The sequence below is a fragment of the Nonomuraea indica genome (genome assembly GCF_002850745.1).
Classification (GTDB): Bacteria; Actinomycetota; Actinomycetes; order Streptosporangiales; family Streptosporangiaceae; genus Nonomuraea; species Nonomuraea indica.
Genome location: NZ_KZ559482.1, coordinates 102019 through 112789, shown reverse-complemented (window position 1 = coordinate 112789; position 10771 = coordinate 102019). Strand labels below are relative to the sequence as shown.

General features: G+C 72.6%; 9 protein-coding genes. All 9 read left to right on the top strand.

The window, feature by feature from the left end; translation table 11 throughout:
* The first annotated feature begins 141 nt into the window (after positions 1-141).
* The 9 genes from CXR44_RS32205 to rodA all read left to right on the top strand — a co-directional run bounded on the left by CXR44_RS32205 (position 142) and on the right by rodA (position 10764).
* A complete protein-coding gene (locus CXR44_RS32205) occupies positions 142-1431 on the top strand; it encodes a bifunctional folylpolyglutamate synthase/dihydrofolate synthase (protein WP_101789912.1) in 1290 nt (429 codons plus the stop codon).
* A complete protein-coding gene (locus tag CXR44_RS32200) occupies positions 1431-1772 on the top strand; it encodes a DUF4233 domain-containing protein (protein ID WP_101789911.1) in 342 nt (113 codons plus the stop codon). The genes CXR44_RS32205 and CXR44_RS32200 overlap by 1 nt, the downstream gene beginning before the upstream one ends.
* Positions 1773-1783: 11 nt before the next feature.
* A complete protein-coding gene (locus CXR44_RS41840; RefSeq protein ID WP_101789910.1) occupies positions 1784-3748 on the top strand; it encodes a hypothetical protein in 1965 nt (654 codons plus the stop codon).
* A gap of 221 nt (positions 3749-3969) precedes the next feature.
* Positions 3970-4380, top strand: coding sequence for a nucleoside-diphosphate kinase (gene ndk, locus CXR44_RS32190; RefSeq protein ID WP_101789909.1), 411 nt, complete (start codon positions 3970-3972; stop codon positions 4378-4380).
* Positions 4381-4615: 235 nt separating this feature from the next.
* Positions 4616-5647, top strand: coding sequence for a rod shape-determining protein (gene mreB, locus CXR44_RS32185; RefSeq protein ID WP_101789908.1), 1032 nt, complete (start codon positions 4616-4618; stop codon positions 5645-5647).
* Complete coding sequence (gene mreC, locus CXR44_RS32180) at positions 5647-7095, top strand: rod shape-determining protein MreC (RefSeq protein ID WP_101789907.1); 1449 nt, start codon at positions 5647-5649, stop codon at positions 7093-7095. Before mreB ends, mreC begins: the two co-directional genes overlap by 1 nt.
* Positions 7092-7559 (top strand): rod shape-determining protein MreD, encoded by a 468-nt coding sequence (gene mreD, locus CXR44_RS32175; protein ID WP_101789906.1) that lies wholly within the window; start codon positions 7092-7094, stop codon positions 7557-7559. Before mreC ends, mreD begins: the two co-directional genes overlap by 4 nt.
* The gene (mrdA, locus tag CXR44_RS32170) at positions 7556-9601 is read left to right on the top strand and encodes a penicillin-binding protein 2 (RefSeq protein WP_101789930.1); all 2046 of its coding nucleotides are present in this window, start codon (positions 7556-7558) and stop codon (positions 9599-9601) included. Before mreD ends, mrdA begins: the two co-directional genes overlap by 4 nt.
* On the top strand, positions 9598-10764 hold the full coding sequence (gene rodA, locus CXR44_RS32165) for a rod shape-determining protein RodA (protein ID WP_101789905.1): 1167 nt from the start codon (positions 9598-9600) through the stop codon (positions 10762-10764). Before mrdA ends, rodA begins: the two co-directional genes overlap by 4 nt.
* Positions 10765-10771 lie beyond the last annotated feature (7 nt).

The window sequence follows — 10771 nt, the reverse complement described above, 5'->3', positions numbered from 1 at the left end:
GACAATCTTTGGAAATGGGGTCTCACCTTCGGGTGAGGCCCCATTTCTGTTTTCGGGGGGTCGCCCCCGCCCCGGGGCGGGACCGGTCGCGGCGGTCAGTAGGGTTGAGGTGTGGACTATCGTGCGGTTGAACGCGCGATCATGGAGCGTGGCGTCGAGTGGGACTTCGAGCCGACGCTCGACAGGATCGCGGCTCTCATGGATCTGCTCGGCTCGCCGCAGCGGGCGTATCCGGTCATTCACATAGCCGGCACCAACGGCAAGACGAGCACGGCGCGGCTCACTGAGGCGCTGCTGAAGGAGCGCAACCTGAGGGTGGGCCGCTTCACCAGCCCTCACCTGGTCTCGATGCGTGAGCGCATCACCGTGGACGGCGAGCCGCTCAGCGAGGAGCGGTTCGCGCAGGTCTACGAGGAGATCATCCCGTACGTCGAGCTGGCCGACACGCAGGGCCGCCGCATCCAGTTCTTCGAGCTGCTGACGGCCATGGCGTTCGCGGCGTTCGCCGACACCCCGATCGACGTCGCCGTCGTCGAGGCCGGCATGGGCGGCTCCTGGGACGCGACCAACGTCGCCGACGGCACCGTGTCCGTCATCACGCCCATCTCGCTCGACCACACCGACCGGCTCGGACCCGACATCCCGAGCATCGCGGGGGAGAAGGCGGGCATCATCAAGCCCGGCGCCACCGCGGTGCTCTCCCAGCAGGAGCTGGAGGCGGCGGAGGTGCTGATGCGCCGCGCCGCCGACGTCGGAGCGGTCGTGGCGCGTGAGGGGCTGGAGTTCGGCGTGCTCGCCCGTGAGATCGCCATGGGCGGGCAGCTCCTGACGCTGCGCGGGCTCAAGGGGGTGTACGAGGACGTCTACCTCCCCCTGTACGGCGCCCACCAGGCGAGCAACGCCGTCACCGCGCTGGCCGCGGTGGAGGCGCTGACAGGCGGCGACGAGCCGCTCGACGTCGACCTGGTACGCCAGGCCTTCGCGCAGGCGTCGTCGCCGGGCAGGCTCGAGGTGGTGCGCCGCAACCCGACCGTGGTCGTCGACGCCGCCCACAACCCCGGCGGGATGCAGGCCACGATCGAGGCGCTGCACGAGGCGTTCGACTTCGCCAAGGTGATCGGCGTCGTCGCCGCGATGCGGGACAAGGACGTCGACGGGCTGCTGGAGCTGCTGGAGCCCGTTCTCGACGAGGTGGTCGTGACGCGCAACTCCTCGCCGCGTTCGATGAGCGCGGCGGAGCTCGCCGAGCTCGCCGAGCCGATCTTCGGCGAGGACCGGGTGCACGCCGTCGAGCGGCTGGACGACGCCATCGACAGGGCCATCGCGGCCGCCGACGCCGAGGGTGAGTTCAGCGGCACGGGCGTGTTCATCACCGGCTCGGTGGTGACCGCGGGCGATGCCCGCCTCCTGCTCAAGGCGGAGGGCGCCTGATGGGATTCCAGGTGACTCCCGGCATGCGCAGGCTCGGCGCGAGCGTGCTCGGCATGGAGTCCATCGTCGCCGCGCTGACCATCCCCGTCGCGATCTCCGTCGGCGGGGTGCGGCCGGTGCTGGCCGTGTGCGCCGGCGCGGGGCTCGCGGTGCTGTGCGTCGTGTCGGCCGGGCTGCTGAAGAAGCCGGTCGGCTACGTTCTGGGCACGCTCGCGCAGGTGCTGGCGATCGCCACCGGGTTCCTGGTCCCGGCCATGTTCTTCCTCGGTGGGATCTTCGCCGCGCTGTGGATCACGGCGATATTCGTCGCTCGCCGTGTCGAGGGCGTGACTTCCCGCTAAAGTCGGCGAACATGGCCGTCCCCCCGATTCAGCGGTTCCCGCACCAGTCAGTCACGGGACCCGCCGAGAGCGTCAGGTTCCCCTGGCTGCTCGACACCGTGCTCGCGCTGCTCGTCGTGGCGGCGCTGCCCCTGGCGATCGTCTCGATCCCCAACACCGTCTCCATCGTCGGCGACCTGCTGCCCGACGGTTTCGACCGGCTCGGCCTCATGCGCGCGCACGGCCTCGCCCTGCCGGCGATGATGCTGACCGTGCCGCTGGCCGCCGTGGCGCTGGCCCGGGTCAGGGCGCCCCACCTCGTGATCGCGGGGCTGCTGCTGCTCGCCCTGGCCGACGCCTCCGGCGGCTATGCCGCCTCGACGTTCATCGTCGGCGTCATGCGCGTGCTGCACGGCATCGGCGCCGGCCTGCTCGTGCCCGCCACGCTGGTCGCCGTCTGGGAGCGCCCGCCGCTGCTGCGCGCCCTGTGGGCGGGCGTGCTCGCGCTGAGCCTCCTGGGCGCGCAGGCGCTGGCGCTGTGGCCGCTCGACGGGGTGAACGACTGGAAGGTCACGCTGCAGCCGTACCCGCTGGTGAGCGGCGTGGCGCTGGCCCTCGCCGCCGCCTACCTCGTCGTCTGGTTGCTGCGAGGCCGTCAGGCGGCCCCGCGGCCCGAGCCCCGCGAACGCAACCGGCTGCTCCTCGCGGCCGTGCCCGCCACCGGCATCGCGGTCGCGGCGATCAGCACCGCGAGCCAGGACTGGCAGGCCCAGCTGGTGATCCTCGTGGCGGCGCTGGCGATCGTGGCGCTGCTCGCGCTCGCGTCCGCCGGCACCGCGGAGGGGCGCACGCCGGCCTGCACGATGGTGGCCGTGGGGGTGGTGCTGCTGCCCAGCATCGCCCAGGTGACGTTCATCGAGATGGGCGGCCTCGGCGGGCCGGGGCTCAAGGGGTTGTGGATCCCGTTCGGCGTCGCGGGGCTGCTGGCGGTGGCCGCCGCCGTGCTGGTGTGCCTGTTCGCGGCCGACGGCGGCCGGTGGCTGACGTCGCTGGGCCTGCTGGCGATGGTGTTGGGGCTGAGCTCCGTGCGGGTCGTGGTGCCGGACCCTGACGGGCTGGTGCTGGTCGTGCCGTTCGCGCTGCTCGCGGTGGGCGCCGCCGTGGCACTCACGGCCGCTCTGCGCGAGGCCGGTCTCGGGGCGGCGCTGTTCGGTGTGGCGTTGTGCTTCCCGGGGGTGCTGGCGGGCTACCTGCTGGGCACGGGCGTGCAGATGGCGCTGCTGCAGGGGGTCAGGTCGCCGCAGGAGTTGGTGGACAGGTTCGTGGGGGCGCTGCACCTGTGGGCGCTGATCGGCGGGTTCCTGGTCGTGGCGATCATCGTGCTGGTCGCGTTGCTGGCCCGGCGCGCCGCCACGGCCGAGGGCGCCGGGCCGCGGCCGGGTGTGGGCGGCGGGCCCGCGGCGCCTGCTGATCCGGTCGGGCAGGGCGGGTCCGCTCCTGTGGGCGGCGGCAGGGACGCGACGACTGAGCCCGCGCCTGGGGCGGCCGAGGAGCCCGCGGCCGGTGCAGCGGATGACTCCGCGCATGGGGCGGCCGATGGCGGGGCCGTGGCCGGCGTGGCGGATGCAGGCGTGCGGCGGAATGCTGCCGACGTCGGGCAGCGAGAGGCCGAGGCGGGGCAGGCGGGCGAAGAGCAGGCGGACGCACACGCGCGGGAGGGCAGCGGGTCGTCAGGAGAGGACACCGGTCCTGTCCCGCGCGTTCCGTCGGGTCCGCCGCCCATGCCGCCGGGTGCCGCTCCGGAAGGACAGCCGGGCCCTCGGGCGGATCCGTCCCCTCGGCCGGACCGGTCGCGTCCGAAGGACTCGTCCGGGTCGCCGGTTCCACCCGTTCCGCCGGTTCCAGCCGTTCCGCCGGTCCCGCCGGTCCCGCCGGTCCCGCCGGTCCCGCCGGTTCCGCCGCAGGCGGGGTCTCCGGAGGACAGCGGAACGCCGTAGGGGCGGGCCCACCGGTGCCGAGGGCGCGCGGCGGACACGGGTTCCTGGAGGGCCTGAGCCCGCGTACGCGGGCCGGCGGCCGTGGGGCGGTAAGCTGAGCCGCAGCTACGGCGATCGAGGCGCTCCGAGCCGCAGAGCCGTTCCCGGCCCCCGAGACGGAGGCTCCCCGGCGCGCGTAGCCGCATCCGCGACCCCCAGACCCGTTCAAAGGAGAACCTCAAGTGTCCGAGCGCACTCTTGTCCTGATCAAGCCCGACGGGGTGAAGCGCGGCCTCATCGGTGACGTGATCGCCCGCGTGGAGCGCAAGGGCCTCAAGGTCGTCGCGATGGACCTGCGCACCCTCGACGTCGACACGGCCAAGGCCCACTACGCCGAGCACTCCGAGCGGCCGTTCTTCGGCGAGCTCGTCGAGTTCATCACCTCCGGCCCGCTCGTCGCGCTGGTGCTCGAGGGGCCGCGCGCTGTGGAGGCCTTCCGCGCCCTGGCCGGGCTCACCGACCCGGTGAAGTCGGCTCCGGGCACCATCCGCGGTGACCACGCCCTGGAGATCGGCGAGAACGTCGTCCACGGCTCCGACTCGCCCGAGTCCGCCGCCCGAGAGATCAAGATCTTCTTCCCGGACCGCTTCTAGGCCCGCGCGCCGCGCGGGTTCGCCCGCCGCGCCGTCGCCTGATGCCCGCCTGGCCGTAGCTGCCGGGCGGGCATCGTGCTTTTAGCCCGCATATCGGGCAAAACGGGCTTGGTGCAGAGGCGGCAGGATTTTTGAGGGGCGCGTGGGCTCATTGCGGGTCCTGGTGGGTACGTCACGTTACGATTCGAATTCGGTCCGTAGTCAAAGGCGTACGACACGGAAGGCTCCGTTCCCCATGGGCAGCAAGCTCGCGTTTCTCGGCCGTGACATGGCCGTTGACCTCGGCACCGCCAACACGTTGGTGTACGTGCGAGGCCGCGGCATCGTGCTCAACGAGCCGTCCGTCGTCGCCATCAACACCTCCACGGGCAAGATCGTGGCAGTCGGCATCGAGGCCAAGCGGATGATCGGTCGCACGCCGGGCAACATCGTGGCCGTCCGGCCGCTCAAGGACGGTGTGATCGCCGATTTCGACGTGACCGAGCGCATGCTGCGCTACTTCATCCAGCGGGTCCACCGGCGGCGCCACTTCGCCAAGCCGCGAGTGATCATCGCCGTGCCGAGCGGCATCACGAGTGTCGAGCAGCGGGCCGTCAAGGAGGCCGGCTACCAGGCGGGGGCGCGCAAGGTCTACATCGTCGAGGAGCCGATGGCCGCGGCCATCGGGGCGGGGCTGCCGGTGCACGAGCCCACCGGCAACATGGTGGTCGACATCGGCGGCGGCACCACCGAGGTGGCGATCATCTCGATGGGCGGGGTGGTGACGAGCCAGTCGATCAGGGTCGGCGGTGACGAGCTGGACCAGGCGGTGATCACGTTCGCCAAGAAGGAGTTCTCGCTCATGCTGGGCGAGCGCACCGCCGAGGAGATCAAGATGGCGATCGGCTCGGCGTGGTCCGCCGGCGACGAGGCGCACGCCGAGATCCGCGGCCGTGACCTGGTGACGGGGCTGCCCAAGACCGTCGTGGTGTCGGCGGCGGAGATCCGCAGGGCCACCGAGGAGCCGGTCAACACCATCGTGGACGCCGTCAAGACCACGCTCGACCGGTGCCCGCCCGAGCTGTCGGGCGACCTGATGGACCGGGGGATCGCCCTGACGGGCGGCGGAGCCCTGCTCAAGGGCATGGACGAACGGATCAAGGCCGAGACCGGCATGCCCGTCCACCTGGTCGAGAACGCCCTCGACTCGGTGGCACTGGGGTCCGGCAGATGCGTCGAGGAGTTCGAGGCGCTGCAGCAGGTCCTCGTGCCGGAGTCGCGGCACTGATGAGAGACTCCCGCCGCGCCAGACTGACTCTCGGCATCCTGCTGACGGCCGCCCTCGTGATCCTGACCGTCGACCATCGCCTGGGCGCCGCCTCGCCGTTCGGGCCGCTGCGCGCGGCCGGCACCTGGATCTTCGGCGCGGTCGAGCGGACCGCGGGGTCGGTGACGCGCCCGTTCGGCGAGTTCCTGCGTGCCGTCGCCAACGCCCCGGCCGCCCATGACGAGATCGAACGCCTGGAGCTGGAGAACGCCCGGCTGCGGACCTCCCTCATCGCCAAGGAGCTCGACACCGGCCGCTCCGAGCAGCTCAAGCGGATGCTCGGACTGGCCGGGAGGGGCGGCTACAAGGTCGTGACCGCCAACGTGATCGCCAGGCGCGGCAGCCCCGGTTTCGAGGAGGCCATCCAGATCGACGCCGGCACCGCCGACGGCGTCCGTCCCGAGATGACCGTGCTGAACGGCGACGGGCTGATCGGCCGCGTCATCAGCGCGACGGCCGACACCGCGACGGCCGTGCTCATCAGCGACCGAGGCTCCGCCACGGGCGCGAGGCTGGAGGGCGGCCAGGAGATCGGCGTGGTCCACGGGGTGGGCGAGAACGGGCGGCTCCTGCGGTTCAAGCTGCTCGACGCGTCGGCGCCGCTCGCGCCGGGCGGGCGCATCGTCAGCTTCGGCTCGCAGTACGGCCGGCCGTACGTGCCGGGGGTGCCGATCGGCGTGATCGAGCGGGTGGAGGCGACGCCGGGCGAGCTGACGCGGGTGGCCTTCGCCCGGCCGTACGCCGACCTGACCGCGCTGGACGTGGTGGGCGTGGTGGTGCGGGCGCCCGCCCGCGATCCCCGTGACGCGGTGCTGCCGCCCAAGCCCGACCCGAGGAAGCAGCTGACGGAGGCCGCGCGCCCGCCCAAGCGCGGTGTGGTCGCGCCGCGGCGCGACGCGCGCGACGCCGCGCTGCGTCCCACCCGCGGCCGCCGGGGCGGCACCGCTCCGCCCGTCCAGCCGCCCGTGCAGCCATCTGCGCAGCCGCCTGTGCAGCCGTCCAGGCAGCCGTCCGCGCCGGCGCCGGAGGGTGAGCCGGAGAGCGAGTCGCGGACGCCCGGAGCCACGTCCGGGCGTGAGGACGACGGGCAGGAGCCGGTGGGCGCGGGAGTGGCGCCGGGACGGGACTCGACGAGAGCGGTCCGGAGGCCCGACGCGGAACAGCAGTCCGTCCGGCCCGCGGCAAGGCCCGCGGCAAGGCCCTCGGTCCGGCCCTCGGCCCGTCCCCGTGACGGCGGAGTCACCTCCCCGCCGGCCGGCGCGGTCGCTCCGGGCGAGGCGGGGCGGGCGCAGCCACGGCCGGCCGCGCGCGGGGGCGCGGCAGCGCGGCCACCGGTCCGCGACTCCGGAGAGACCGTCAGGCCCGCCGCGCACGGCGGGCGGGCGTCGCGCGGGGAGGGAGGGCGATGACAGGCGCGCTGATCGTGCTGGCCACGGTGCTCGTCCAGGTCATGGTGGTCAACCGGATGTCGCTGCCGGGCGGGGTGACGCCGGACCTGGTGGTCCTGGCCGTGATCGGGGTGGCCATGGCGCGCGGGCCGGCGGCCGGCGCCGTGATCGGGTTCTGCGCGGGGCTGCTGGCGGACGTGATGCCGCCCACGGCGCATCTGCTGGGACAGTACGCGTTCGTGCTCGCCGTCGTCGGCTACCTGGCCGGGCAGGGGCTCGGCGGCAGCGTCGTCACCACCGTCATGGCCGGCGTGATCCTCGCTCCGCTGCTGGCGGCGGGGCTGGGCGGGCTGATCTCCGACCCGCGGGTCACGGTCGCCACGCTGACCGACCAGGTGCCGCTCACGATCGCCTACACGCTGCTGCTCTCCCCGGTCGTGATGTGGCTGTCGGGACGGACGACGAGGCCGGGGTACGCGACATGATCAGGATCAGGACCCGGTTGTTCATCCTGCACGTGCTGGTCCTGACGCTGCTGGTGGTGCTCGCCGTGCGGCTGTGGCAGGTGCAGGTGGTGCGCGGGCAGGAGTTCGTGACCAGGGCGGCCGAGACGCGGACGCGCACGGTGATCGTGCCCGCGGTGCGGGGCCAGATCCTCGACTCCTCCGGGCGGCCGCTGGTGCGCAACCAGACCTCGCTGGTCGTGTCGGTCGACCGGACGGCGCTGCTGCGCACCCCCGACCGCGGGGTGGGGGTGCTGCGCAAGCTCGGCGCGGTGCTCGGCAAGCCGCTCAAGGAGCTGCAGGAGCGGATCAGGCCGTGCGGGCCCACGGTGTCGCAGCCGTGCTGGACCGGCTCGCCGTACCAGCCGGTGCCGATCGAGGAGAAGGCGAACACCCGCGAGGCGCTGCAGATCCTCGAACGGCAGGAGGAGTTCCCCGGCATCACCGCCGAGATCCAGTCGGTCAGGCAGTACCCCCTCGGCCGGGCCGGCGCCCAGATGCTCGGCTACCTGCAGCCGGTCACCGAGGCCGAGCTGGAGAAGCGCGAAGGGCTGAAGGCCGCCTACTCCGGTGTCGACCTGGCCGGGCGCGACGGCCTCGAACAGGTCTACGACGAGGCGCTGCGCGGCAAGTCCGGGCAGCGCCGGGTGCAGGTCGACAGGATGGGCAAGCCCATCGGGCTGGAGCAGGAGGTGCGGCCGGTCAGCGGCGATCACCTGATCACCAGCATCGACGCGGGGCTGCAGGAGGTGACCGAGCGGGCGCTGCACCGGGCCATGAAGAGCGCGCCGCGGGCGGACGGCGGTGCCGCCGTCGTGCTCGACGCGCGCACCGGGCGGGTGCTGGCGCTGGCCAGCGCGCCCGGGTACGACCCGGAGATCTGGGCCGGCGGCATCACCGCGGGCGCCTACCAGCGCCTGATGTCGGAGAAGTCGGGCAAGCCGCTGGTGTCGCGGGCCATCAACGGGCAGTTCGCGCCGGGATCGACGTTCAAGGTGTCGTCGGTGGCGGCGATGCTGCGGGCCGGTTACCCGATCGACGGGCAGTACGGCTGCCCCGGCTCCTACATGGTGGGCGACCGGGCGTTCAACAACTTCCGCGGCATCGGGCTCGGCACGCTCACCCTGCACACGGCGCTGGTCAAGTCGTGCGACACGATCTTCTACCGGGCGGCGTACGAGCAGTACCTGCGCGACGGCGGGCGCAACCCGAAGAAGACGGTCAAGGAGGTGTTCGCCAACACCGCCAGAGGCTTCGGGTTCGGCAGCCCGACCGGGGTCGACCTGCCCGGCGAGTCGGCCGGCCGCATCCCCGACCGGGCGTGGAAGAAGGAGATGTGGACGCTGACCAGCGCCACCAACTGCAAGCGGGCGCAGACCGGCTACCCCGAGGTGACCGACCGGGCGCGGGCGGAGTTCCTCAAGCGGCTGGCGCACGAGAACTGCACCGAGGGGTTCGTGCTGCGGCCGGGCGACTCGGCCAACTTCTCCATCGGCCAGGGTGACGTGCTGGTGACGCCGCTGCAGCTCGCCCGCGCGTACGCGGCCCTGGTCAGCGACGGCAAGCTGCGCAGCCCGCGCATCGGGTGGGCGCGGGTGCGGCCCGACGGGACGGTCGTCGAGACGTACGACGTGCCGGTCGTCGGGAAGCTGCCGATCAACGAGAAGGAACGCGTCTACATCAAGAACGCGCTCAGTGAGGTCGCCTCCGACGGCACCGCGGCCGGGGCGTTCAGCGGGTTCCCGATGGACAAGGTGCGCATCGGCGGCAAGACCGGCACGGCCGAGGTGTGGGGGAAGGCCGACACCTCGTGGTTCGCGTCGTTCGCGCCGACGAAGAACCCGCGGTTCGTGGTGGTCGCCATGATCTCGCAGGGCGGGATGGGGTCCCAGGCCGCGGCGCCGGCCGTACGGGAGATCTACGAGGGCATCTACGGCATCAAACGGCCCGCCGTGCTGCCGGGCGGCAGGCCCGTCGACGTGCTGCCGGTCTTCAGGCCCGACGGGACGGTGGCGCGGGGATGACGGACGGCGCGGTGACGCGGGGACGACGGTCGTTCGCCCGGCGGGCGGTCGGCGCGCAGTCGCCGGTGTGGCGGCTCGACGGGGTGCTGCTGGTCGCGGTGGCCGCGCTGTGCGTCATCGGCACGCTGCTGGTGTGGTCGTCCACCCGGACGTGGGCGCCCGGCGCCACCGGGCTGGTCAAGAAGCACGTGCTGAACCTGCTCATCGGGACGGGGCTGTTCGTGGTGACGACCGCGGTCGACCACCGGGCGATGCGCGCCTACTCGCCGCTGGTGTACCTGCTCAGCGTCATCGGGCTGGTCCTCGTGATCACGCCGCTGGGCGCGACGATCAACGGGTCGCACTCGTGGATCCTGCTCGGCGGCGGCTTCGCGGTGCAGCCGTCGGAGTTCGCCAAGCTGGGGCTGACGCTGATGCTGGCCATGCTGCTCGCCCAGCCGGCGGACAGCGGTGAGCGGCCGCGCAACCTCGACGTGGTCATCGCCCTGGTGCTCTCGGCGCTGACGATCGGGCTGGTGATGGCGCAGCCCGACCTCGGCACCGCGCTGGTGCTGGGGGTCATCGTGGTCGGCGCCCTGGTGATCAGCGGGGTGCGCAAGCGGTGGATCGCGCTGCTCGGGCTCGCCGCCGGGGCCGGGGTGTTCGCGGTGTTCGCCTTCCAGATGCTGGAGCCGTACCAGGTGGCGCGGTTCACGGCGTTCGTGGACCCCGGGGTGGACCCGCGCGGGGTCGGCTACAACAGCACGCAGTCGCTGATCGCCATCGGCTCCGGGCAGGTGTTCGGCAAGGGGCTGTTCGAGGGCGGTCAGACGACCGGCAGGTTCGTGCCGGAGCAGCACACCGACTTCATCTTCACGGTGGCGGGTGAGGAGTTCGGCTTCCTCGGCTCGGTGACGATCGTGCTGCTGCTCGGGGTGGTGCTGCTGCGCGGACTGAAGATCGCGCGCAGGTGCGACGACCGGTTCGGCACGCTGGCGGCCGGGACGATCGTGTGCTGGTTCGCGTTCCAGACGTTCATCAACATCGGCATGACGATCGGGATCATGCCGATCACGGGGTTGCCGCTGCCGTTCGTGTCGTACGGAGGCACGGCCACCTTCGCCAACCTCATCGCGGTGGGCCTGTTGCAGTCGATCAGGATCCGCGAGCAGTCGTTCACCTGACGTGACG

Coding starts and splice junctions, on each gene's coding strand:
- CXR44_RS32205 (WP_101789912.1), top strand. CDS start 142: ATGGAGCGTGGCGTCGAGTGGGACTTCGAGCCGACGCTCGACAGGATC.
- CXR44_RS32200 (WP_101789911.1), top strand. CDS start 1,431: ATGGGATTCCAGGTGACTCCCGGCATGCGCAGGCTCGGCGCGAGCGTG.
- CXR44_RS41840 (WP_101789910.1), top strand. CDS start 1,784: ATGGCCGTCCCCCCGATTCAGCGGTTCCCGCACCAGTCAGTCACGGGA.
- mreB (WP_101789908.1), top strand. CDS start 4,616: ATGGGCAGCAAGCTCGCGTTTCTCGGCCGTGACATGGCCGTTGACCTC.
- mreC (WP_101789907.1), top strand. CDS start 5,647: ATGAGAGACTCCCGCCGCGCCAGACTGACTCTCGGCATCCTGCTGACG.
- mreD (WP_101789906.1), top strand. CDS start 7,092: ATGACAGGCGCGCTGATCGTGCTGGCCACGGTGCTCGTCCAGGTCATG.
- mrdA (WP_101789930.1), top strand. CDS start 7,556: ATGATCAGGATCAGGACCCGGTTGTTCATCCTGCACGTGCTGGTCCTG.
- rodA (WP_101789905.1), top strand. CDS start 9,598: ATGACGGACGGCGCGGTGACGCGGGGACGACGGTCGTTCGCCCGGCGG.